We start from the raw sequence: 22,220 nt of genomic DNA on the forward strand, positions 1-22,220 counted from the left end.
CGACAGGTCTCCGCGCAAGCCTTGGCCTGCCCGGGCTGCGGCCATCCCGGCGAGGCCGTTTCCCCCGCGGGAGGCGGCGTCGCGCGCATGCTGGGAACCGTCGCAGGCACCTACATCTCCACCACCACGCTGGCGAGCCTGGTCCTCGGGGTCGTCATGTTCGTGTGCGTGGCCGCCGTGCTGATCACCCTGATCCTCAAGAGCCAGTGACCGGGACGAGGCGGGCCGGACCTCCGTCGGCCAATCCCGTTCACCGGCCGGGCGGACTTGCTAGCGGGCAAGCCGCGCAGTAGCGCAGCCGGACAGGACGCGAACCGGCCCCCGGCCCGACAGCGGTGGAGCGACGATGACGGCGCAGACCAGCATTTCGAGCGAGACCGCCAGGACGGGCGGGCGCAGCCTCACCGCCATCGTGCTGGCTGCCGGCAAGGGCACGCGGATGCGCTCCGACCTGCCCAAGGTGCTGCATGCGGTGGCCGGACGGACCATGCTCGGCCACGTACTCGCCGCCGCGAGCGAGGCCGGGGCGACCCGCATCGCCGTGGTGGTGGAGCCGGGGCAGGAGGCGGTGGCCGCCGAGATCGCGCGGGCGGCGCCCGGCGCCTCGGTCCATCCACAGGTGGAGCGCCTCGGCACGGCCCATGCGGTGCTCGCCGCCCGCGAGGCCCTGGACGCGGGCTCCGACGACGTGGTCATCGCCTTCGGCGACACCCCCCTCGTCACCGGGACCACCCTCACCCGTCTCCGCGCCCCCCTGGCCGAGGGGGCGGCGGTGGCGGTCCTGGCTTTCACGTCGGAGAATCCCGCCGGCTACGGGCGGGTGCTCACCCAAGGCGGTCGCGTGCTCGCCATCCGCGAGGAGAAGGATGCGAGCGCGGAGGAGCGCGCCGTCACCCTGTGCAATGCCGGCCTCATGGCGCTCTCCGGTCCCCATGCCCTCGCCCTGCTCACGCGGATCGGCAACGCCAACGCGGCGGGCGAGTATTACCTGCCCGACGCGGTCGCCCTCGCGGTGGCGGACGGACTCGACGTGGCGGTGGTGCCCGTGGACGAGGCCGAGGCGCAGGGCGTCAACGACCGGGTTCAGCTCAGCGTCGCCGAGGCGACGATCCAGGCCCGCCTGCGCCGCGCGGCGCAGATCGGGGGAGCCACGCTGGTCGCGCCGGAAACGGTTTTTCTGAGCGTCGACACGGTGTTGGGCCGGGACGTTCTCGTGGAACCTCATGTGGTGTTCGGCCCCAAAGTCACCGTGGGCGACCGTTGCGTGATCCATGCCTTCTCGCATCTCGAAGGTGCGACCCTGGCGCGGGGCGTCCATATCGGCCCCTATGCGCGGCTCCGGCCGGGGGCCGTGCTGGAGACCGGCTCGCGCATCGGCAATTTCGTCGAGATGAAGAACGCGCGCCTCGGCGAGGGCGCCAAGGCCAATCACCTCACCTATCTCGGCGATGCCGAGATCGGGCCGGGCGCGAATGTCGGGGCGGGCACCATCACCTGCAACTATGATGGGGTGAACAAGCACCGCACCGAGATCGGGGCCGGCGCCTTCATCGGCTCGAACACCGCCCTGGTGGCGCCCGTGAGCGTCGGAGCCGGCGCCATCGTCGGCGCGGGTTCGGTCATCACCACCCCGGTGCCGGCCAATGCCCTCGCCATCGCCCGAAGCCGCCAGCGCATCATCGAGGGCGTGGCCGGCGGAATGCGCGCGGGGCTGCAGGCGCTCAAGGAAACCCGATCCAAGAAAGACTAGTATTTCTGGTGTTTTATCGGCAAGCGTGAATGTATGCGTTGAGCCAAATCCGGCCCCGGATACGGCGTGACGGCAGGAACCACGGCAGGAACCCTGGCCGGATCGTGTTCCGATCCGGTACAAGGCCCCCCAGAAGGCTTGGGCCGCTCCTTGCGTGGGCCACCGCCAAAATCCCGGTCGGAGACGTCGGAGGCCCGTCCTGCTTCCGCCATTCCGGCCCAGCCCCTTCGTGTGAGAAGAAACGACCATGTGCGGAATCGTTGGCATCGTCGGGCATGAGGCGGTGGCGGGACAGGTGGTCGAAGCCCTGCGGCGCCTCGAATATCGCGGCTACGATTCGGCGGGCGTCGCCACGCTGGCGAACGGCCGGCTGGATCGCCGCCGCGCCGAAGGCAAGCTCTCCAACCTGGAGCTCAGACTGCGCGACGAGCCGCTGCCCGGCGCGATCGGCATCGGCCATACCCGCTGGGCGACCCATGGCCGGCCGAACGAGACCAATGCCCACCCCCATGCCACGGCGCGGCTGGCCGTCGTCCATAACGGCATCATCGAGAATTTCCGCGAGCTGAAGGCCGAGCTGCAGGCGAAGGGCGTGCGGTTCGAGAGCGAGACCGACACCGAGGTCGTAGCCCAGCTCGTCAGCGCCGAGATGGACAAGGGCCTGGGCCCGGTGGACGCGGTGGCCGCCGCCCTGCCGCGCCTGCGCGGCGCGTTCGCGCTGGGCTTCATCTTCGCCGGCCACGACGACCTCCTCATCGGCGCCCGCCACGGTGCGCCCCTGGCCATCGGCTTCGGCGAGGGCGAGACCTATCTCGGCTCGGATGCCCTCGCCCTCGCGCCCTTCACCGAGGAGATCACCTATCTGGAGGAGGGCGACTGGGCGGTGCTGACCCGCGAGGGCGCCACCATCCGCGACATCGACGGCAACCCGGTCTCGCGCCAGCGCCAGCGCATCGTCGCCCAGGCCTACCGGGTGGAGAAGGGCAACCACCGCCACTTCATGGCCAAGGAAATCCACGAGCAGCCCGAGGTGGTCGGCCGCACGCTGGCCCATTACGTCGATCTCGCCAATGGCCGGGTCACCCTGCCCGAGGCGCTGCCGTTCGATTTCAAGGACCTCTCGCGGCTCTCGATCACCGCCTGCGGCACCGCCTATTATGCCGGGCTGGTGGCGAAATACTGGTTCGAATCCCTGGCGCGGCTGCCCGTGGAGATCGACGTCGCCTCCGAGGCGCGCTACCGCGAGCCGCCCCTCGACAGGGCCGGCCTGACTCTCGTCATCTCGCAATCGGGCGAGACCGCCGACACCCTGGCCTCCCTGCGCTACGCCAAGGACCAGGGCCAGCACACCCTGGCGGTGGTCAACGTGCCGACCTCCACCATCGCCCGCGAGGCCTCGGCCGTGGTGCCGACGCTCGCCGGCCCCGAAATCGGCGTGGCCTCCACCAAGGCCTTCTCCTGCCAGCTCACGGTGCTCCTGTGCCTCGCCATCGCGGCCGGCCGGGCGCGGGGCACCCTCAGCGCAGAGCGCGAGCGCGAACTCGTCGACGCGCTCATCACCGTGCCGGGCCTGATGGCGGACGCGACCAAGCTGGAGGGTGAGATCGAACTCCTCGCCCGCGAGGTCTCGAAGGCCCGCGACGTCCTCTATCTCGGCCGCGGCACCAGCTACCCGATGGCCTTGGAGGGAGCGCTGAAGCTCAAGGAGATCAGCTACATCCATGCCGAGGGCTATGCCGCCGGCGAGCTCAAGCACGGTCCCATCGCCCTCATCGACGAGAGCGTGCCGGTCATCGTCATCGCGCCCCACGACGCGATCTTCGAGAAGACGGTGTCGAACATGCAGGAGGTGGCCGCGCGCGGCGGCCGCATCATCCTCATCGGCGACGCCAAGGGCGCGGCGGCCGCCGGCCTCGACACCATGGCGACGGTGACCATGCCCGACCTCGACCCGGTCGTGGCCCCCATCGTCTACGCCGTGCCGATCCAGCTCATCGCCTACCACACGGCCGTGTTCATGGGGAAAGACGTGGACCAGCCGCGCAACCTCGCCAAATCGGTCACGGTGGAATAGGCCGGAACCGCCACCGGAATCCGACGATTGTCAGGCGCTCCTCGAAACCGGGTCGCGTGGCGGTCGAAGCGGGGGTCGCATGGCGGTCGATCGGGACGACGCGGCATGGCCCATTGAACGGCCCGGTTGGGTGGCACCCGGACGGGTGCGCGGCGGCGGAGACCAGGTTTGACGTATCTCACGCTCGCCCTGCAGGGCATCGCCGGTCTGCTGGTGGCAGCGACGGCGCTGCCCCTGATCGAGACCAATCTCGGCTTCATCCGCAGCCTGGACTTCCCCCGGCTCCAGATCGCGGTGGCGTTGGCGGCCTGCCTCGTCGGCCTCCTGCTGGTCTCCAGGGACCTTCCCTCGCTGATCCTCGCCCTCGCCATGGCGGCGGCGCTGGTCACGCAGGTGCGCTATATCCTGCCCTTCACGCCCCTCGCCGCCACCCAGGCGAAGGCGGCCACGGCTTGCGAGCCGGGAGCCCGGCTCAGCCTCGTGGTGCTCAACGTCCTGCAGACGAACAGGAATTACGGCGCGGCCCTCGATCTCGTCACGCGCCGGTCCCCCGATCTCGTCCTGCTGCTGGAGACCGATTCCGGCTGGCAGGAGGCCATGGCTCCGTTGCGCGCGCTCTACCCGAACCGGGTCGAGCAGCCGCAGGACAACACCTACGGCCTGCTGTTCTACTCGCGCCTGCCCCTGCGCGGCCCCGAAATCCGCTTCCTGCTGCAGGACGACGTGCCGTCGCTGCGCACGCAGGTGGTGCTGCCGGACGGCGAGGCGGCGACGCTCTACGGCCTGCACCCACGCCCCCCGCATCCCGGCCATAGCAGTGCGCCCCGCGACGCCGAACTCGTGATCGTCGCCCGCGAGGTCGCGGAAGCGCCGGGACCGACCATCGTCGCCGGCGACCTCAACGACGTGGCCTGGTCCCGCACGACCCAATTGTTCCAGAGTATCAGCGGCTTGCTCGATCCGCGCCAGGGCCGCGGCCTGTTCGCGACCTTCCACGCGCAATGGCCGGTGATGCGCTGGCCCCTCGACCACGTCTTCTTCAGCGAGCATTTCCTGCTCGGCCACATGGAGCGGCTGCCCGATGTCGGCTCCGATCATTTCCCGATCACGGTCAGCCTCTGCGCCGCGCCGCAGGCCCCTACACGGCAGGAGAAGCCCGAGGCCACCGCGGAGGATCATCGCGATGCCCAGGAGGCCATCGAGGCCGTGCGCTGACATGTTCGGAGTGGTGTCGACACGGCCCCTCTCCGGTAGCAGACTGGCCACCGCACATCGCCCGGCGCGCCTTGTGCTTGCCGGCCTTCGGGCCGGACAACCGACGCGAAGACCGTTCCGAGCTCAGGACGAGACGCCATGGCGCACGATCACGATCATCACCACGACCATCCGGACCATGCGCATGGCAGCAGCCTCACCCCCATCGAGGCGCGGGTGAGGGCGCTGGAATCGCTGCTTCTCGAGAAAGGCTACGTCGAGGCCGACGCTCTCGATGCGCTCGTCGAGATGTACGAGACCCGCATCGGCCCCCATAACGGCGCCCGTGTCGTCGCCCGCGCCTGGACCGATCCGGCCTATCGCGAACGGCTCCTCGCCGACGGGACGCCGGCCATCGCGGAACTCGGCATCGGCGGGCGCGGCGGCGAGCACATGGTGGTGGTCGAGAATACGGCCGACGGCCACAACCTCGTCGTCTGCACCCTGTGCTCCTGCTATCCCTGGCCCGTGCTCGGCCTGCCGCCGGTCTGGTACAAGGCGCCGCCCTACCGCGCCCGCGCCGTCATCGACCCGCGCGGCGTCCTCGCCGAGTTCGGCCTGACCCTGCCCGAAACAACCCGCATCACCGTATGGGATTCCACGGCCGAGACCCGTTTCATGGTCCTGCCCCTGCGGCCCGCCGGCACCGAATCCCTGACCGAGGCCGAACTCGCCGCCCTGGTCACACGCGATTCCATGATCGGCACCGGGCTGCCGCTCGCCCCGGAGGCGGTCCGATGAACGGGGCGCAGGATCTCGGCGGCGCCCACGGCTTCGGCCCCGTCATGCCGGAGGCGAACGAGCCGGTGTTTCATGGGGGGTGGGAGCGGCGGGTCTTCGCCCTTGCGCTGGCGATGGGCTATACCGGTAGCTGGACCCTGGATGGTAGCCGCGCAGCGCGGGAATCGCTGCCGCCGGCGGAGTACCTCGCGTCGAGCTATTACGAGATCTGGCTCGCCGCCCTCGAAGCGCAGATCGTCGCCCATGGCCTTGCCACGCAAGAGGAAATCGCCGACGGCGCGAGCCGGGAACCGGCGCGGCCGGTCAAACGCGTGCTGGGCGCGGAGGAGATCGCGCCCCGCTTTTCGGCGGGATTCCCCAGCGACCGGCCAGCGGATGCGCCGGCCTTATATGCGGTACGCGACCCCGTCTTGATGCGCAACGACCACCCCACCGGCCACACCCGCCTGCCCCGTTACGTCCGCGGACGGCGTGGCGTCATCGAGCGGGTCCATGGCGCCTTCGTCCTGCCCGATGCCAGCGCGGAGGGCCGGGATGCCCCGCCGCAATGGCTCTACACGGTGGGGTTCGAGGCTACCGAGCTGTGGGGGGCGAACGCCGACCCGGGCGGGCGCGTCACCGTAGCCGCCTTCGAGGGATATCTCCTGCCGGGGACGCCGCGATGACCGCCGAGATGACCGCCGAGATGACCGCCACTTGCCGGCCCGACGATCCGGGACCATTCGCGGAACCCTGGGAGGCGCAGGTCTTCGCCCTCGTGGTCGCCCTGCAGGAGCGGGGCCTGTTCACGCAGGAGGAGTGGGCGTGCGCCCTCGGGCGCACCATCCGGCCGGAGGGGAAGCCGGAAGCGGCGGCCGATTACGGACGCTGGCTCACGACCCTGGAAGCCCTGCTCGCCGAACGCGGTGTCACCGACTCCGCGAGCGTTCGGGCCCGCAGCGACGCATTCCTGCGCGCCGCCACCGCGACCCCGCACGGCGAACCGATCCGGCTGGCCAACGACCCGCATCCGTCGCCCTGAGACGATCGTGTCGCCCTGCGGGGCCGTCTCTCCGCGCGTCGCGTCACGTCATGGATCTGGCGGAGCGGGCGCCGGCGGGGCATCCTGTGGGCTTATGCTCACCGACGAGAACGGACACGACCATGGCAACGCCGCGCGACCTCAAGGTCCAGATGGCCGGCGAGACCCGCGCCCGTGAACGGGCGCAGGCCCTGGCCTCGGCCAGCGCCGTGCGGGCTCAGCGGGCCGAACTCGCCCTCAAGGACGCCCTGGCGGAGCGGGATGCGTGGAAGGAGAGGGCGCTCGCGGCGGAGGCGGCGCTCGGCGAGACCAAGCCATGATTCTCGGCGTCGGACCATCCGGGCAGGGCCTCGGCGCGCTTGAGGTGACACGCCCGACCCGCTAACCCTTGTCATGCAGGCTGACGATCGGCCTCCCACGAGACAGGCCGCCCGTGCGCGAAACGCTCACCCCGTTGCCGGAACCAGACCCCGCCGGAGCACGGCCGCCGCCTCGGGTGAGCAAGAAGAGCCGCCTGCGGACCTATTTCCTCACCGGCATCATCGTCGCCGGACCGCTGGCGATCACGATCTACATCACGTGGTGGTTCATCAGCCTCATCGACGGCTGGGTGAAGCCCCTGGTGCCGGCGAGCTACCTGCCGGACCATTACCTGCCCTTCTCGATTCCGGGCCTCGGCCTCGTCATCGCCTTCATCGCCGTGACACTACTCGGCTTCCTCACCGCCAACCTCGTCGGCCGCAGCGTGGTGGAGTTCGGCGAGGTGCTGCTGGCGCGTACCCCGGTGATCTCGGGCCTCTACAAGGGTCTGCGGCAGATCTTCGAGACGCTGTTCTCGGCCAACGGTACGTCGTTCCGCACCGTCGGGCTGGTGGAGTTCCCGGTGAAGGGGACGTGGTCGGTAGTGTTCGTCTCGGCGCCGGCCGGTCCCGACGTGCAGACCGCGCTCGGCGAGGAGAACGACCATGTGGGCGTATTCCTGCCCTGCGCGCCCAACCCTACCACGGGGTTTTTCTTCTACCTGCCGAGGGCGGACATTATCGAAGTTTCCATGAGCATCGACGACGCCGCCAAGCTCGTCATGTCGGCGGGGGTGATCCAGCCGGAGGACCCACAGGTCAGACTGCAGGCCATGGCGGCCTCGATCCGCTCGGCTCAGGCCGGAGCCGTCCAGGCGACCGAGGGCGATCCCATCCTGGAAGCGTCGTCCCATCGCCAGGAACAACTCGTCAGAACCCGGAAGGTGGTCGAGAGGTCGATCTGACGCATCACCGGTGAGACGTGAAATCCGCGCCTCACCGGTGATTAAGAAAGGATCTAGTTGTGAACCGTCATCGACGCCTTTTCGACGGGAAGCGTCGGAGGCGAGGCGTCGGCGACGTGGCTGGTGGCGCGGTGAGGGGCGGTGGAGCTACCCCAGCCGATCGCGACCTGAGCGGTGACGGCCACGAAGAGCAGCGCCATCAGCGCGTTCGCGGCGATCCGGAAGGGGCGGGCGGATTGACGGACCGCGAGAAGGACATCGTCGGTCGTCTTGAGCGCGGGCTCCTTGCCATCCGAAATCGGAAGCAGCCAGGGCTCGCTCGGAAGTGCATAGGCACTTCCCATTTCGTGGGCACCCGGCAGGTTTTGGAACAGTCCGGCAGACATATCCATCCTCCTGAAAACTGTGTGGCAGCCCAGTCTGGCGGGCCGTTCGTTCATGTTCAGTTAAGGGGAGAATACGTTCATTTCAAGTTCAGGAAGTCCGTGCGGCATCGCACCATCCGCCCGCCAGGCAGTGATGCAATCTTCCTCAAGCCGCTGATTCGTGACGGAAATTCCCTCGTCACGGCTGCGACGCCATGACCGACCGAAGGCAGACTGCGCAGGCTCCATCCCTTCCGATCGTCCCAATTGTCCGTGAAACCTTCATCCTCCGTTCAGCCGGCGAATCACCTCAACCGGCTCCGAGGAGCCGGATCGCCGCGTCCCGCTCGAACAGGTAGAGCAGCACCCGAAGCGCCTGTCCGCGCTCGGATCTGAGGCCGGAATCGCGCTCGACGATGAGCCGGGCGTCGTCGCGGGCGACTTCCAGCAGGGCGGCATCACTCTCGAGACTGGCGAGCCGGAAGGCGGCCACCCCCGATTGGCGGGTGCCCAGCACCTCCCCCTCGCCGCGCAGGCGCAGATCCTCCTCGGCGATGCGGAAGCCGTCCTCGGTCTCGCGCATCATCTCGAGGCGTGCCCGCGAGACCTGCCCCAGGGGCCCGCGATAGAGCAGCAGGCAGGTGGAGGCCTTGGCGCCGCGCCCCACCCGTCCGCGCAGCTGGTGCAGCTGGGCGAGGCCGAAGCGCTCGGCATGCTCGATCACCATGATCGTCGCCTCGGGCACGTCGACGCCCACCTCCACCACCGTGGTGGAAACGAGGATCTTCGTCTCGCCGGCGGCGAACCGCTCCATGGCGGCATCCTTGTCCGGCCCCGGCATCTTGCCGTGGATCAGGCCGACGGTGTCGCCGAATTCCTGCCGCAGGTCGGCAAAGCGGTCCTCGGCGGCGGCGAGATCGACATATTCGGATTCCGCCACCAGCGGGCAGATCCAGTAGACCCTGTCCCCGGCGGCAAGCGCCCGGCCCAATCCCGCCACCACCTCGTCGAGGCGATCGGTGGAGACGAGGCGGGTGGCGATGGGCTGGCGCCCCGCCGGCTTCTCGTCGAGGACCGAGACGTCCATGTCGCCGAAGCAGGTGAGCGCCAGGGTGCGCGGGATCGGGGTCGCGGTCATCACCAGGATGTCCACCGCCGCCCCTTTGGCGCCGAGCGCGAGGCGCTGGTGGACGCCGAACCGGTGCTGCTCGTCCACCACGGCGACGCCGAGATCCTTGAAGACCACGCTGTCCTGAAACAGGGCGTGAGTGCCGACCACGATGTCGATATGGCCGTCGGCGAGGTCGGCGAGCGTCGCTCGGCGCTCGGAGACCTTGTCGCGCCCGGTGAGGAGGCGCAGGCGTAAGGGTCCGACGAGCCCGGTCAGGCGGTCGAAATGCTGGCGGGCCAGGATCTCGGTGGGTGCCATCAGCGCGGCCTGACGGCCCACCTCCACCGCCGAGGCCATGGCCAGCAGCGCCACCGCCGTCTTGCCCGAGCCGACATCGCCCTGGAGCAGGCGCAGCATGCGCCGGTCGGAGGCGAGGTCTGCGAGAATCTCGGCGACGGCGCGGGCCTGGGCGCCGGTGAGCGCGAAGGGCAGGGCGGCTTCGATCCGGTCCTTGAGGTGCCCGTCCCCGGCATTGGCCCGGCCGGGCGCACGGCGGTTGCGAGCGCGCATCAGGGCCAGGGCCAGCTGCGAGGCGAGGAGTTCGTCATAGGCGAGACGCCGCCGCGCCGGGGTGCGGGGCGTGACGCCATCGCTCGCGGGCGCGGGCGGGGCGCTCTCGGGCCGGTGCTCGGCCCTGAGCGCATCGGCGAAGCCCGGCAGCCCCTCCCGCGCGAGCCAGGCCGGATCCTGCCATTCCGGCAATGTCGGCAGACGGTCGAGGGCGGAATGGGCGAGTTTCGAAATCGCCCGCGAAGTCAGCCCCTCGGTGGCGCCGTAGACGAGTTCCACCGCGGGGAGGGCGGCGAGCCCGGCCTCGTCGACGATCCGCGACGGATGCACCATCTGCCGGTGCCCATCCCACAGGTCGATGCGTCCGGAGATGTAGCGGTGGGCGCCGAGCGGCAGCATCTTCTCCACGCGGGCCTGGGGCATGCCGAAGAAGACGAGGGTGATGTCCCCGGTGCCGTCCTCCACCAGGACCCGGAAGGGCCGCCGCCCCGTCCCGGCCTGGGGCGGGCGATAGCCGGTGACCGTGACGCCCAGCGTAACCGGCTCGCCCGGCGGCGCCTCGGCGATGGAGCCCATCATCGTGCGCGCCACCCCGCCCTGGGGCAGGTGGAACAGGAGATCGACGATCCGCGCGGGCTGCTCCGGGGTGCCGAGCAGCCGCTCGATCAGCGGCGCCATCTTCGGGCCGACGCCGGGCAGGGTCCGGGCCTCTGCGAAGAGCGGGTCGAGGATGCTGGGGCGGAGAAGTTGCGGGCGGGGTTCGTCTGTCATGGGCGAAGCGACCATCCCTCGTATGGATGCGGGACGGAAGACACCCGAAGGGAGGATGACAGTGCCGGAGCTCGCGTATCCGTCATGCCGGGAGGAGAGAGCATAAGATCGGCATAGAATGCGGGGACCGAGCCGGGCAACGATCTCTTTGCCGCTGCCGCCGCGCGTGACGATATGGTCCGGCGACGTTGCAACTCTGTCGGGATCGGCCATATTCGGGAAGCCGGTCCCTTTGCGGACATTGCGGCATGGAATTCCAGCGCACGCACCATGGCCACGATCGCCCTCGATACTCTCGCCATCGCCCGGAAGCTGAAAGCCGCCGGGTTCTCGGACGACCAGGCGGAGGCCGTGACCGGCGTCCTTCGCGAGACGCAAGAAACCGATCTGTCGACGCTGGTGACGAAATCCGACCTCAAGACCGAGATCGCGGAATCGAAATACGACATTCTCAAATGGGTCCTGTCGGCTATCGGATTCCAGACCATCGTCATCGTGGGTGCGATCGTCACGCTTGCGCGAGGGCTGCGCTGAAAAGGCCTGCGCTGAACCTCGCGCGATCCGACACTCCACCGATCCGGGAATCCTAGGATCGCAGCATCACAGGCTGACCCCATGTCCGGAACCACACGTACCAGCGCCGACCTCGATCCACGCCGCCGCCGCACCCTCTTCCGCGCCTGGCACCGCGGCATGCGCGAGATGGACCTGATCATGGGTCGCTTCGCCGATGCCGAGATCGGCACGCTGAGCGAGGAGGAGCTGACCACCTTCGAGGCCTTGATCGAGGTGCCCGACCGCGACCTGTTCCGCTGGCTCACCGGCGAGGACGAGACGCCGCAGAACTACGATACGCCGGTATACCGCCGCCTCCAGGCGTTCCATAAGCACGACGCGCCGATTCACTAGATTCTGGCGCCGCCCTGCGGGCGTCACATCCGGTCACCGTCTCGTCCAACCCATTCACCTCATCCTGAGGTGAATGGGTTGGACGAGACGGTCCGATCGACGCATTCCCATGAGTTCGAAACCCCGACCCGATGGCCAAGCCCCAGCCTAAAGCGCCCGCCCCTGCCCCGAAGCCGCAGACGGCGCGGTTCGCCCTGCCGAAATCCGGTGCGCTCGCCCGGGCGCTGGAGGCGCTGAAGCGCGGCGACAGCCCGACGCTCGCCAACGTGCCCGAAGGGTTCGACGCGGTGGTGGTGGCCGATCTCGCCCGCGCCCTGTCCCGGAGCTTCGAGGGGCCGGCGGTGCTGGTGCATGTGGCCCGTGATTCCGGGCGTTCGAACGCCTTCCAGACCGGGCTGAAGTTCGTCGCCCCCGAAATCGAGGTGATGAGCATCCCGGCCTGGGATTGCCAACCCTACGATCGAGTCTCGCCGAATTCCGCCATTGCCGCCCAGCGGATGACCGCCCTGTCGCGGCTCTCGCGCTCGCGCTCTTCTGAAGAACAGCCGCGCATCCTCTGCACCACGGTCAATGCGCTGATCCAGCGGGTGCCCCCCCGAGAGAAGATCGCGGTCGAAACCTTTTCGGCGGCGATCGGCAATGTCGTGCCGATGGACACCGTCACCGCCTGGGTCGAGGCCAACGGGTTTTTACGCACGGGGACGGTGCGGGACACGGGCGAATACGCCGTGCGCGGCGGCATCCTCGACCTGTCACCGCCGGGGCTGCCGAACCCGATCCGCCTCGACTTCTTCGGCGACACCCTCGAATCGATCCGCGCCTTCGACCCGGAGACCCAGCGCACGGTCGGGTCGCTGCGCTCCCTCGACCTCGTTCCCATGAGCGAGGTGCAATTGACCACGGAGACGATCCGGCGCTTCCGCCAGGGCTACGTCTCCACCTTCGGCGCGGCGACCCGCGACGACCGTCTCTACGAGACGATCAGCGAGGGACGGCGCTATGCCGGCCTCGAGCACTGGATGCCGCTGTTCCACGACCGTCTCGACACCCTGTTCGACTACGTGCCCGGCGTGCCCCTGGTCTTCGACGCGCAGGCGGAGGACGCGGTCGCCGAGCGTCTCACCCTGATCCGCGATTATTACGACGCCCGCGCCGAGGCGATGAAGGCGCCGTCCACGGGCGTCGCGCCCTACAAGCCGCTCAGGCCCTCGTCGCTCTACCTGACGCAGAACGACTGGAAGGAGCGGGTGGCCGCCTCCTCCGTGGCGCGGCTCTCGCCCTTCGCGGTGCCGGAGAGCCCGGACCGCCTGACCATCGATTGCGAGGGCAAGGCGGGACGCAGCTTCGCCGCCGAACGCGCCGACGAGACGGCCAGCGTGTTCGACGCCGCCGTCGCCCACGTGAAGGAGCTCCAGGGATCCGGTCATCACGTGATCCTGGCATCCTGGTCGGACGGCTCCCGCGACCGCCTCTGCGGCGTGCTCGCCGATCACGGCCTGAAGAAGCCGGTCGCCATCAACACGCTCACGGCGGTGAACGCTCTGAAGCGCGGCACCGACGTCGCCGTGGCGGTCTGGGGCCTGGAATCCGGCTTTACCGTCGACAAGCTCGCGGTGATCTCGGAGGGCGACATCCTCGGCGACCGGCTGGTGCGCCAGAAACGCAAGTCGAAGCGGCCGCAGGACATCATCCTGGAGGTGCAGGCGCTCCAGGCGGGCGACCTCGTGGTCCATGCCGATCACGGCATCGGCCGCTTCGTCGGCCTGAAGACGGTGACGGCGGCGGGCGCGCCCCACGATTGCCTGGAGATCCAGTATGCCGGCGGCCTGCTGCTGCTGCCGGTGGAGAATATCGAGCTTCTGACCCGCTACGGCTCCGAGGATGCCGAGGTCTCCCTCGATCGCCTCGGCGGCGGTGCCTGGCAGGCCCGCAAGGCCAAGATGAAGAAGCGCATCCTCGAGATGGCCGGCCAGCTCATCAAGATCGCGGCCGAGCGCTTCGTGCGTCAGGCCCCCCGCCTCCAGGCGCCGGACGGGCTCTACGGCGAGTTCGCCGCCCGCTTCGTCTTCGAGGAGACCGAGGACCAGGCCACCGCCATCGACGCCGTCCTCTCCGACCTCAATGCCGGCCGTCCCATGGACCGCCTCGTCTGCGGCGATGTCGGCTTCGGCAAGACCGAGGTGGCGCTGCGCGCCGCCTTCGCCGGCGCCATGGGCGGCAAGCAGGTGGCGGTGGTGGTGCCCACCACCCTGCTGGCGCGCCAGCATTTTCGGACGTTCGCCGAGCGCTTCAAGGGGTTGCCGGTGCAGGTGGCGCAGCTGTCGCGCTTCGTCTCCGCCGCCGAGATGAAGCAGAACCGCGCGGGGTTGGCTGCCGGCACCGTCGACATCGTGGTCGGCACCCATGCCCTGCTCGCCAAGAACGTGGCGTTCAAGGATCTCGGCCTCATCATCGTCGACGAGGAGCAGCATTTCGGCGTGGCCCACAAGGAGCGCCTCAAGGCGCTCCAGGCCGATGTCCACGTGCTCACCCTGTCGGCGACCCCGATCCCCCGCACCCTCCAACTCGCCATGACGGGGGTGCGCGAGCTCTCGATCATCGCGACGCCGCCGGTGGACCGCCTCGCCGTGCGTACCTTCGTGATCCCGTTCGACGCGCTGATGATCCGCGAGGCCCTGTTGCGCGAGCGCTATCGCGGCGGCCAGTCGTTCTACGTGGTGCCGCGGATCGAGGATCTGGCGGAGGTGAAGCGCTTCCTCGACCAGGAGATGCCCGAGACCAAGGTGGCGGTGGCCCACGGCCAGATGGCGGCGGGTCAGTTGGAGGACGTGATGACGGCCTTCTACGAGGGCAAGTTCGACGTGCTGCTCTCGACAACCATCGTCGAATCCGGCCTCGACATCCCCACCGCCAACACCCTCATCGTGCACCGGGCCGACATGTTCGGCCTCGCCCAGCTCTACCAGCTGCGCGGACGCGTCGGGCGCGCCAAGGCCCGCGCCTACGCCCTCTTCACGACGCCCGCTAACAAGCAGCTCACCGTGCAGGCGGAGAAGCGCCTGCAGGTGCTCCAGACCCTTGACACCCTGGGCGCGGGCTTCCAGCTGGCCTCTCACGATCTCGATATCCGCGGGGCCGGCAACCTCTTGGGCGACGCCCAGTCCGGCCATATCAAGGAGGTCGGCTACGAGCTCTACCAGCAGATGCTGGAGGATGCCGTCACCGCCCTCAAGGCCGGCATCGACGAGCCGGTGGAGGAGGCGTGGTCGCCCACCATCGCGCTGGGTGCCCCGGTCACGATCCCGGAGGATTACGTGGAGGATCTCACCGTCCGACTCGGCCTCTATCGCCGGCTCTCGACTCTGGAGAACGACGCCGAGATGGAGAGCTTCGGCGCCGAGCTCATCGACCGGTTCGGGCCGCTGCCCCCGGAGGTGGAGCAGCTCCTCAAGATCGTCACGATCAAGATCCTGTGCCGCGACACCAACGTGGAGAAGGTCGAGGCCGGGCCTAAGGGGGTCGTCGTCCATTTCCGCGACAAGTCCTTCGCCAATCCGCAGGGACTGGTCGCCTTCGTCGGCGGTCAGGCCTCCTTCGCCAAGGTGCGCCCGGACATGAGCATCGTGTTCATCCGCGAACTCGATTCCATCCCCGAGCGCCTGAAGATCACGACCTCGATCCTGCGCGAACTGTCGAAGATCGCCCGCGCCACGAAGAAGAAGGCGGCCTGAACGGCATCACGCCGGACCATGAAAAAAGGCGGGCCCAACGGCCCGCCTTGCAGATGAAGTCTCGTTCTCGATCAGACGCTTACAACGACCTGCTCATCGTCGATGTCAGAGATCCGGCTCGTTCAGGACATAGGGCCCGATGCGGCTCTGAAGGTCGATCGCGGAACCGCCACCACGACCCGTCACCCCATCGATGACGATGACGGGGATGCCCGCCTGCTGCATCTGCTCGCGCAAGCGCTCCGAGAGCATGGCATAGGCCGGATCGAGGCGGGACGAGGTCTGAAGGAGGATGGCCGCGGGGCGGGCGATGACGGCAAGAACGTCGTCGGCGGCCTCGAGGGATGCGGTAACGCTCGCATAACCCAGCTCGGCAAGCTCGGCGGCGAGGGAGTGATCGATGGCGCGGTGACCATCATCGACGACCAACACTTGTTGCAGCGCACTCATGACTGTCAGGGTTAGCCCATCAATCGCCCCTTGGGAAGGGACCTGTGCGATAACACACGTCAACCCTGATGGTTCGCCGGCTGTAGGGTGAAAATACTCTTGCCACCCGGTCGATGGCCCGGGGTTTGACGGCGACGTCGTGCCCTTGCCACCCTTCGCATCGCACGTCAGCAGATCATTACAAGGTACTGTTATGAAAAATGAATTCTATTCTTCAGATGTCCTGAATCTTGGCCGTTCGCGCTGGCCGCGCACCATTCATCGAAAGCGGTGGATTTCGGGCACGACCCGATGCTGAGACGCTCAGCAGCGCACGATCTCGATTGCTCGGCCGGCAAATATTTTCGCCGCGAAAGGCACGGCATTCCAGAGATCGGCGGCTTTATCCGGCGGAATTCCGCGGTGCAATGGGCTTGCCTTGGAGGCGCGCCCCCGGAAAGCGAATCGCCCATCCTCGTCCCGAGCGATATCGAGCAGGGCTGGAAACGGCGCCAGCGGGTGAGCGTCCGCGAGGAAATGAGCGAGATCCCCGTCGGCCCGCGAGGCGGTGAGGAGGGCCGACTCGTCGAAGGCGAGGACATCGACCACCCGTCTCGGACCATGGCCGGAGACCGGCGCCAGCAGCCGGGCCTGAAGGCGGGTCGGCAACCGATGGGCGAGGACGATGGAGTCGAGCCCGGCCGGGCTGCGGCTCGCGGCCAGATTGCGTTCGAGGGCGGCCGGCGCGACGAGATGAGTGGGCCCCGGTCGGGCCAGCGCTTCGGCGAAGCGGCCGGCATCGAACGGCCCGAACATCTCCATGCCAGCCCCTGCCACGAGGGCGGCACCGAGACCGGTGACGAGCCCCCTCAGGTCCACCGGAGCGAGGAGGGTCAGGATGCGCTCGCGCGGCGCGATCCGGGCCGTGGCGAGATGGACGGCGATGGTGGCGATCAGCGCGTCGGCGGGACGATAGACCGGCTGTGCGGGATCGGCGACGGCGAAGGTGACGAGCCCGGCGCTCTCCGGTGCGAACGGGCCGCCCCGTCCGTCGAGGACCATGCCGTCGAGGCTGATGACGCCGTCGGGCACGTCTGGCCCGAAGGCGGCGAGGTAGCGCAGGCCGAAATAGCGTACGGCCGCTTGGCGCAGGCACTCAGCCGGCAGCTTTCCCGCGACGCGGGACTGGGTGAGCACTGCCTGAATGCCGGCGGCCTGGATGCCGGTGACCAGGGCATCCTCGTCCCATGCGAGGGGCAGGAGGCAGGGAATGTGGCCCGCGGCTTCGATGGCGAGGTAGGACAGCAGAGTCTCGGACCCGGGGGCGGCGACGAGGCCGATGCGGCTCGCCGGAGCCAGACGCCATTGTCGCATGCCGTTGGCGAGGCGCGCGACGATCTCGGCGGCAGCCCCATAGGTCCAGGTGATGGGGCCGCGCCCGGACCACCCGGCCTTGTCCTTCGGATCGACGAAGGCGACGCGGCCGGGATCGGCATGGGCGGTCGCCGCCAGCAAGGTGCACAGGCCGGGCCTGACGGTCTCCGCCCGCTGGCTCGGCGCGGCGGGCCTGTCAGCCGGTATGGCGACGGGGAGGGCGTCACGAAAGGACATGATCGCTGGCTGCGCCGACACCTCCGCTCAACTCCCCGCGCGCATCGACTCCTCGTGCCCTTCGGTCATGAACGATTAGGGTTAAGTCTTGTTTAAGCCGACCTCGTATCGAAGAGGCCGAACACGAACGATCGCGCATCGTCGGACGAGAGAGGTGTCATGTCTTCGCCGCATTCCGCAGGGAAGCAGGCCGCCCGGTCGTTCGAGCGGGTTCGAGGCGTTGAGCGCCCCGTCCGGCACTTCGGCGGGCCAGTTGGCCATCCAAGCTCCGGCAACGGGCAATTTGCGCGCGCCGAGGGCTTGACCGCGCGGACCAGGGCGGCGAGGGCTCGACCGAACACCGTCCGCGGGTTTCGATCCGTACCATCGAGTTCAGGAAACGCCTTGCTGGGCTCCAGAGCCGCAGCATTCCTTCGTCATTCGCGATATCCAAGGGGTCAGAGCTGATGTTCTTTGCCAACCGTCCCGCGCGCCCGATGCGCGCCGCCGCGATTCTCGCCCTGGCCGGCATGATGGGCAATGCGGGCCTGGCGGCACCGGCCTTCGCCCAGGCTCCGAAGGGCAAGGCCCCCGCTCCGGCTGCCCCGGCCCCGGCGGCTCCGGCCACCCAGACCCCGGCCGCCCAGCAGCCGGCCGGCCCGCAGATCGTCGCGGTGAAGTCCGAGCCGTCCCAGGCCGACTGGACCAAGGTCTGCGGCAAGGATCAGAACACCAGCACCGACGTCTGCTACACCACCCGCGACTTCGTCTCCGACCAGGGCCAGCCGGTTCTTGCCGTGGCGGTCTACGACATGAAGAATGCCCAGCAGAGCGTGCGCGTGGTGCGCTACCTGCTGCCGCTCGGCCTGCTCCTCGGCCCCGGCATCCGCTTCACCGTCGATGGCCAGCAGGCGACCCCGGGCAAGTTCGCGGTGTGCTTCCCCAACGGCTGCTTCGCCGAGGCCGGCAATGTCGGCGCCGATCTCGTGAATGCGCTCAAGAAGGGCACCACCCTCAACATCAGCGTCCAGAACCAGGCCCAGCGCGAGGTGACCTTCGCCGTGCCGCTGGCCGGCTTCGGCAAGGCCTTCGACGGCCCGGCCGTGGACCCGAAGGTGCTGGAAGAGCAGCAGAAGAAGCTCCAGGCCGAGCTCGAGAAGCGCAGCGAAGACATGCGCAAGAACCTCGAGAAGCAGAACGCCGCCGGCGCCGCCCCCGCGGGTACCGCTCCCAAGCCCTGAGACCGGACCTCGGACCCGATTCACAGACGAGAAAAGGCCGGGCTCACCGCCCGGCTTTTTCATGCGCGCCTTGGACGACGGAGCCCCGTGCCGACGGGCTGTCCGGCGCTTAGTTCGCGTGCGCGCTCCGTAGGCGGTAGGCACCGTCCGAATCCCGCTCGAACACCTCCGGAATGCCGGCATGGCGCAGGGCCTCGCCGGACGTGTCGGGAACGAGGTTCTGCTCGGACACGTAGGCCACGTACTCGCTCTCCGCGTTCTCGGCGAGAAGGTGGTAGAACGGCTGGTCCTTGCGCGGCCGGACCTCCTCGGGGATCGCCAGCCACCATTCCTCGGTGTTGTCGAAGATCGGATCCACGTCGAAGACGACGCCGCGAAACGGGTAAATCCGGTGGCGCACCACGGCGCCGAGGCCGAACTTGGCGGTGCGCGTCTGGGTTCCGGTGGGGGAAAGATCGGTCATGACGCCAAAATAGGATGCGTCGGACAGGTTGTCATCGGCGGCGTTGCCACGCCGCATCGCCAGGAGCCGTCTCAGTCTGCAGATCTCAGACGGAATCCGGCCGATTGCTTTGGGAGCCGCGCTCAGGGCTCGAACGAACGAGGCTGTGCCTGAGCCGCCCCCTCACCTTCAGCTGCCGCCTCGCTTCATCCCCCGACGAGGGGCATGGAGCCCTCTCCCCACGTGCGGGGAGAGGGGGAGCCAGTGGAAACCGTCTCAGTTCAGGCCGCAGGTCACTTCAAGGCGTAGGTCTTGGCCAGCTCCGGGTCCTTCTCGGCCACCAGCCGGGCGAGATCGACGATGACCTTGGCCTGTTTCCAGGTGGCGTCGTCCTGCATCTTGCCGTCGAGCATCACCGCGCCGGTGCCGTCCGGCATCGCCTCGACGATCCGCACCGCGAAGGCAACTTCCGCCGGATCGGGAGCGAAGACGCGCTTGGCGATGGCGACCTGGTTCGGGTGCAGGGTCCAGGCGCCGGCACAGCCCATGAGGAAGGCGTTGCGGAACTGGGCCTCGCAGGCATCCCCGTCGGAGAAGTCGCCGAAGGGGCCGTAGAAGGCCTTGAGGCCGTTGGCCATGCAGGCATCGACCATTTTCGCGATGGTGTAGTGCCAGAGGTCTTGCTGGGCCGAGGCGCGGGCGGCGCCGTCGCTCGTCGGATCAGCGATGACCCGATAATCCGGGTGGCCGCCGCCAACGCGGGTGGTCTTCATGCCGCGCGAGGCCGCGAGATCGGCGGGACCAAGGCTCATGCCGTGCATGCGCGGGGAGGCGGAGGCGATAGCGTCCACGTTGGCGACGCCCTCGGCGGTCTCGAGGATAGCGTGGACGAGGATCGGTTTCGAGACGCCGTGTTTCGCTTCCAGCTGGGCCAGCAGCTGATCGATGTAGTGGATGTCCCACGGACCCTCGACCTTGGGCACCATCACCACGTCGAGCTTGTCGCCGACCTGGGACACGATCTCGAACAGATCGTCGAGAATCCAGGGGCTGTTGAGGGCGTTGATGCGGGTCCACAATCCGGTGCCGGACGCGGCGAAATCGGTCGCCTGCGCCATGGCGACGAAGCCCTTGCGCGCCGCCTCCTTCTGGTCGACCGGCACAGCGTCCTCAAGGTTGCCGAGCACCACGTCCACGGTGGCGGCGAGGTCCGGCACGCGGGCGCGGACCTTGTCATTGTGGGGCGGCACGAAGTGGATCATCCGCTCGAGCTTCACCGGCAGGTCACGGAACGGAGTCGGGGCGCCAGTGGCGAGGGGCTGGAAGAAGCGGCGCGGCAATTTCATGGGGTCTCGGGCTCCGTGTGTCGATCAATCGTCGGACTGGGTTCATCGCTCTGGATATCGTATTCAGGACGATGCCGTAGGGTGTTGGAGGCGCATCATCTTTGCCGAAAGCTCGGGTCGGACTTTTCGGGGTGAGGCTCTAGCCTCGAAGCGGTTAGTCAAGGTTACCCCCCACGTAAAGGCGGGTTCTCGAAGAAGACCACTTTCCCAACGAGGTGCGCTGGCGCATGTTCAACGCAAGGGCCCGTACAGCGGGCCGGAACCGGTCGGTACAGGCCGGGTTCTCGCAGCAGAGGCGGGCGTTTCGAGACTAACCAAGGACACTCTCTCATGTCCGGATCATCGACCCGACACAGTCTCCTCTACGCAGCCGGCCTCATCGCGATGCTGAGCGTCGCCGCGCCGGGCGAAGCCGCTCCGGTGCATGCGGGCACCCCGGCGAGATCCGCTTCCCCCAAGGATTCCTTCAAGGCATCGCCCGCCAGAGTGTCCGAGCGCGTGCCGTTCACGGCCGGCGACGCCGCCGAGGCCCGGCCCGATGGCCTGAAGGGCCAGCTACGCATCGCGGCCGACGACACCAAGGCATTCCAGGGCCTCATCGACGGGGCGAGCGCGGCGGCTGATCCGTGGCTGGTCCTGTCGGGTGGCGGCGAGAACGGGGCCTTCGCCGCCGGCCTCCTCAACGGCTGGTCGAAGGCCGGCGACCGGCCTGATTTCGGCATCATCACCGGGGTGAGCACGGGGGCGATGATCGCGCCCTTCGCCTTCCTCGGCTCCAGCGCCGATGCGACGCTGGCGCGCGCCTATACCGAGATCTCCGCCGCCGACGTGTTCGAGTTCGGCGGCACTAGCGAGGCCCTCACCGATACCTGGCCGCTCAAGCGCCGGATCGAGCGGATGGTGACGGGCAAGCTCCTCGCCGACATCGCCGCCGAGCACGCCAAGGGACGGCGCCTGCTGGTGGCGACCACGGCGGTGGACAGCGAGCGCCCGGTCCTGTGGGACATGGGCGCCATCGCCGCAGAGGGCGGCCCCAAGGCGCTCGACCTGTTCCGCTCCATCATCCTCGCCTCCTCGGCGGTGCCGGGCGTGTTCCCCCCGGTGATGATCGACGTGGTCGGTACGGACGGGAAACGCTTCCAGGAGATGCATGCCGATGGCGGCACCACCGCGCCGTTCTATTTGGCGCCGGAAGCCGCGATCCTCGGCAAGGCCAAGGTGAGGCTTCCCACGAGCACGGTCTACCTCGTCGTCAATAACACGGTGACACCGGACTTCCAGATGGCCACCCGCACGACCCTGAGCGTGCTGGGGCGGTCGATGTCCGCCGCGATCAAGGCGCAGACCCGCGCATCGCTCGCCCTCACGGAGCGTTTCGCCGAGCGCAACGGCCTCGATCTTGAGGTGGCCGAGATCGACAACCGGTTCACGCGCACCACGTCCGCGCCCTTCGACCAGGATTACATGAAGGCCCTGTTCGCCCATGGCGAACGCCTCGGACGCGACGGCACCGCATTCAGCCGCGGAACCCCCGCCATTTCGATCCCCACCGGATCGACGGGCGACCGCCTCGGATCAGCGGAAACACCGACGAGTCTCGCCCGGCGCTGA

Annotated in this window: 20 protein-coding genes; 14 read left to right on the forward strand and 6 right to left on the reverse strand. The window is 68.6% G+C overall.

The annotated features are described in order from the left end of the window. Positions 1-87 precede the first annotated feature (87 nt). The 9 genes from K368_RS27625 to K368_RS25015 all read left to right on the forward strand — a co-directional run bounded on the left by K368_RS27625 (position 88) and on the right by K368_RS25015 (position 8,104). The gene (locus K368_RS27625; protein WP_280940242.1) at positions 88-210 is read left to right on the forward strand and encodes a hypothetical protein; all 123 of its coding nucleotides are present in this window, start codon (positions 88-90) and stop codon (positions 208-210) included. Between the two features lie 136 nt (positions 211-346). Beyond that, positions 347-1,750, forward strand: coding sequence for a bifunctional UDP-N-acetylglucosamine diphosphorylase/glucosamine-1-phosphate N-acetyltransferase GlmU (glmU, locus tag K368_RS0117420; protein ID WP_027173428.1), 1,404 nt, complete (start codon positions 347-349; stop codon positions 1,748-1,750). A 247-nt stretch (positions 1,751-1,997) separates the two neighbouring features. Continuing rightward, positions 1,998-3,824: a glutamine--fructose-6-phosphate transaminase (isomerizing) gene (gene glmS, locus K368_RS0117425; RefSeq protein ID WP_027173429.1), complete on the forward strand. Its 1,827-nt coding sequence runs from the start codon at positions 1,998-2,000 to the stop codon at positions 3,822-3,824. Between the two features lie 168 nt (positions 3,825-3,992). Beyond that, on the forward strand, positions 3,993-5,039 hold the full coding sequence (locus tag K368_RS0117430) for an endonuclease/exonuclease/phosphatase family protein (protein WP_027173430.1): 1,047 nt from the start codon (positions 3,993-3,995) through the stop codon (positions 5,037-5,039). Positions 5,040-5,177: 138 nt separating this feature from the next. Then, the gene (gene nthA / locus K368_RS0117435) at positions 5,178-5,819 is read left to right on the forward strand and encodes a nitrile hydratase subunit alpha (protein WP_027173431.1); all 642 of its coding nucleotides are present in this window, start codon (positions 5,178-5,180) and stop codon (positions 5,817-5,819) included. After that, positions 5,816-6,484: a nitrile hydratase subunit beta gene (gene nthB, locus K368_RS0117440; protein ID WP_027173432.1), complete on the forward strand. Its 669-nt coding sequence runs from the start codon at positions 5,816-5,818 to the stop codon at positions 6,482-6,484. The genes nthA and nthB overlap by 4 nt, the downstream gene beginning before the upstream one ends. Beyond that, on the forward strand, positions 6,481-6,840 hold the full coding sequence (locus tag K368_RS0117445) for a nitrile hydratase accessory protein (protein WP_245259611.1): 360 nt from the start codon (positions 6,481-6,483) through the stop codon (positions 6,838-6,840). The genes nthB and K368_RS0117445 overlap by 4 nt, the downstream gene beginning before the upstream one ends. Before the next feature lie 122 nt (positions 6,841-6,962). Beyond that, positions 6,963-7,160, forward strand: a complete 198-nt coding sequence (locus tag K368_RS0117450) for a hypothetical protein (protein WP_027173434.1) — start codon at positions 6,963-6,965, stop codon at positions 7,158-7,160. Positions 7,161-7,273: 113 nt separating this feature from the next. Continuing rightward, the gene (locus K368_RS25015) at positions 7,274-8,104 is read left to right on the forward strand and encodes a DUF502 domain-containing protein (RefSeq protein ID WP_245259612.1); all 831 of its coding nucleotides are present in this window, start codon (positions 7,274-7,276) and stop codon (positions 8,102-8,104) included. A 53-nt stretch (positions 8,105-8,157) separates the two neighbouring features. Here the strand turns inward: K368_RS25015 and K368_RS0117460 are convergent, their stop codons facing one another. Both K368_RS0117460 and recG read right to left on the reverse strand, forming a co-directional pair. Then, the gene (locus K368_RS0117460; protein WP_027173435.1) at positions 8,158-8,490 is read right to left on the reverse strand and encodes a hypothetical protein; all 333 of its coding nucleotides are present in this window, start codon (positions 8,488-8,490) and stop codon (positions 8,158-8,160) included. A 289-nt stretch (positions 8,491-8,779) separates the two neighbouring features. Beyond that, on the reverse strand, positions 8,780-10,921 hold the full coding sequence (gene recG, locus K368_RS0117465) for an ATP-dependent DNA helicase RecG (RefSeq protein ID WP_027173436.1): 2,142 nt from the start codon (positions 10,919-10,921) through the stop codon (positions 8,780-8,782). Between the two features lie 270 nt (positions 10,922-11,191). Here recG and K368_RS0117470 point away from each other — a divergent pair, with 270 nt between their 5' ends. The 3 genes from K368_RS0117470 (at position 11,192) to mfd (ending at position 15,561) form a co-directional block, all read left to right on the forward strand. Next, positions 11,192-11,455, forward strand: coding sequence for a hypothetical protein (locus K368_RS0117470; RefSeq protein WP_027173437.1), 264 nt, complete (start codon positions 11,192-11,194; stop codon positions 11,453-11,455). Between the two features lie 81 nt (positions 11,456-11,536). Continuing rightward, on the forward strand, positions 11,537-11,830 hold the full coding sequence (locus K368_RS0117475; protein ID WP_027173438.1) for a succinate dehydrogenase assembly factor 2: 294 nt from the start codon (positions 11,537-11,539) through the stop codon (positions 11,828-11,830). 131 nt (positions 11,831-11,961) lie between these two features. Then, positions 11,962-15,561 carry a transcription-repair coupling factor gene (gene mfd, locus K368_RS0117480; protein WP_027173439.1) on the forward strand — a complete coding sequence of 1,200 codons (3,600 nt, stop codon included), beginning with the start codon at positions 11,962-11,964 and terminating at the stop codon, positions 15,559-15,561. Between the two features lie 105 nt (positions 15,562-15,666). On the opposite strand, the gene K368_RS0117485 is transcribed toward mfd, so the two are convergent. Together K368_RS0117485 and K368_RS0117490 are read right to left on the reverse strand one after the other, a co-directional pair. Further along, the gene (locus K368_RS0117485; protein ID WP_027173440.1) at positions 15,667-16,011 is read right to left on the reverse strand and encodes a hypothetical protein; all 345 of its coding nucleotides are present in this window, start codon (positions 16,009-16,011) and stop codon (positions 15,667-15,669) included. 303 nt (positions 16,012-16,314) lie between these two features. Then, entirely contained in the window at positions 16,315-17,601 is a 1,287-nt protein-coding gene (locus K368_RS0117490; protein ID WP_245259613.1) for an AMP-binding protein, read from the reverse strand. Positions 17,602-18,047: 446 nt separating this feature from the next. Here K368_RS0117490 and K368_RS0117495 point away from each other — a divergent pair, with 446 nt between their 5' ends. Further along, the gene (locus K368_RS0117495) at positions 18,048-18,821 is read left to right on the forward strand and encodes an invasion associated locus B family protein (protein ID WP_027173442.1); all 774 of its coding nucleotides are present in this window, start codon (positions 18,048-18,050) and stop codon (positions 18,819-18,821) included. A gap of 109 nt (positions 18,822-18,930) precedes the next feature. On the opposite strand, the gene hspQ is transcribed toward K368_RS0117495, so the two are convergent. Both hspQ and K368_RS0117505 read right to left on the reverse strand, forming a co-directional pair. Next, positions 18,931-19,284, reverse strand: a complete 354-nt coding sequence (gene hspQ, locus K368_RS0117500) for a heat shock protein HspQ (protein ID WP_026175917.1) — start codon at positions 19,282-19,284, stop codon at positions 18,931-18,933. Positions 19,285-19,556: 272 nt separating this feature from the next. After that, complete coding sequence (locus K368_RS0117505) at positions 19,557-20,609, reverse strand: CoA ester lyase (RefSeq protein ID WP_027173443.1); 1,053 nt, start codon at positions 20,607-20,609, stop codon at positions 19,557-19,559. A gap of 330 nt (positions 20,610-20,939) precedes the next feature. On the opposite strand from K368_RS0117505, the gene K368_RS0117510 reads away from it, so the two are divergent. Next, the gene (locus tag K368_RS0117510; protein ID WP_027173444.1) at positions 20,940-22,220 is read left to right on the forward strand and encodes a patatin-like phospholipase family protein; all 1,281 of its coding nucleotides are present in this window, start codon (positions 20,940-20,942) and stop codon (positions 22,218-22,220) included.

The organism is Methylobacterium sp. 10 (genome assembly GCF_000519085.1).
GTDB lineage: Bacteria > Pseudomonadota > Alphaproteobacteria > Rhizobiales > Beijerinckiaceae > Methylobacterium.

Coding starts and splice junctions, on each gene's coding strand:
- K368_RS0117445 (WP_245259611.1), top strand. CDS start 6,481: ATGACCGCCGAGATGACCGCCGAGATGACCGCCACTTGCCGGCCCGAC.
- nthA (WP_027173431.1), top strand. CDS start 5,178: ATGGCGCACGATCACGATCATCACCACGACCATCCGGACCATGCGCAT.
- glmU (WP_027173428.1), top strand. CDS start 347: ATGACGGCGCAGACCAGCATTTCGAGCGAGACCGCCAGGACGGGCGGG.
- K368_RS0117495 (WP_027173442.1), top strand. CDS start 18,048: ATGTTCTTTGCCAACCGTCCCGCGCGCCCGATGCGCGCCGCCGCGATT.
- K368_RS0117505 (WP_027173443.1), bottom strand. CDS start 20,609: ATGAAATTGCCGCGCCGCTTCTTCCAGCCCCTCGCCACTGGCGCCCCG.
- glmS (WP_027173429.1), top strand. CDS start 1,998: ATGTGCGGAATCGTTGGCATCGTCGGGCATGAGGCGGTGGCGGGACAG.
- K368_RS0117475 (WP_027173438.1), top strand. CDS start 11,537: ATGTCCGGAACCACACGTACCAGCGCCGACCTCGATCCACGCCGCCGC.
- K368_RS0117450 (WP_027173434.1), top strand. CDS start 6,963: ATGGCAACGCCGCGCGACCTCAAGGTCCAGATGGCCGGCGAGACCCGC.
- K368_RS0117510 (WP_027173444.1), top strand. CDS start 20,940: ATGTCCGGATCATCGACCCGACACAGTCTCCTCTACGCAGCCGGCCTC.
- K368_RS0117485 (WP_027173440.1), bottom strand. CDS start 16,011: ATGAGTGCGCTGCAACAAGTGTTGGTCGTCGATGATGGTCACCGCGCC.
- K368_RS0117460 (WP_027173435.1), bottom strand. CDS start 8,490: ATGTCTGCCGGACTGTTCCAAAACCTGCCGGGTGCCCACGAAATGGGA.
- recG (WP_027173436.1), bottom strand. CDS start 10,921: ATGACAGACGAACCCCGCCCGCAACTTCTCCGCCCCAGCATCCTCGAC.
- nthB (WP_027173432.1), top strand. CDS start 5,816: ATGAACGGGGCGCAGGATCTCGGCGGCGCCCACGGCTTCGGCCCCGTC.
- K368_RS0117470 (WP_027173437.1), top strand. CDS start 11,192: ATGGCCACGATCGCCCTCGATACTCTCGCCATCGCCCGGAAGCTGAAA.
- hspQ (WP_026175917.1), bottom strand. CDS start 19,284: ATGACCGATCTTTCCCCCACCGGAACCCAGACGCGCACCGCCAAGTTC.
- K368_RS27625 (WP_280940242.1), top strand. CDS start 88: ATGCTGGGAACCGTCGCAGGCACCTACATCTCCACCACCACGCTGGCG.
- K368_RS0117490 (WP_245259613.1), bottom strand. CDS start 17,601: ATGTCCTTTCGTGACGCCCTCCCCGTCGCCATACCGGCTGACAGGCCC.
- mfd (WP_027173439.1), top strand. CDS start 11,962: ATGGCCAAGCCCCAGCCTAAAGCGCCCGCCCCTGCCCCGAAGCCGCAG.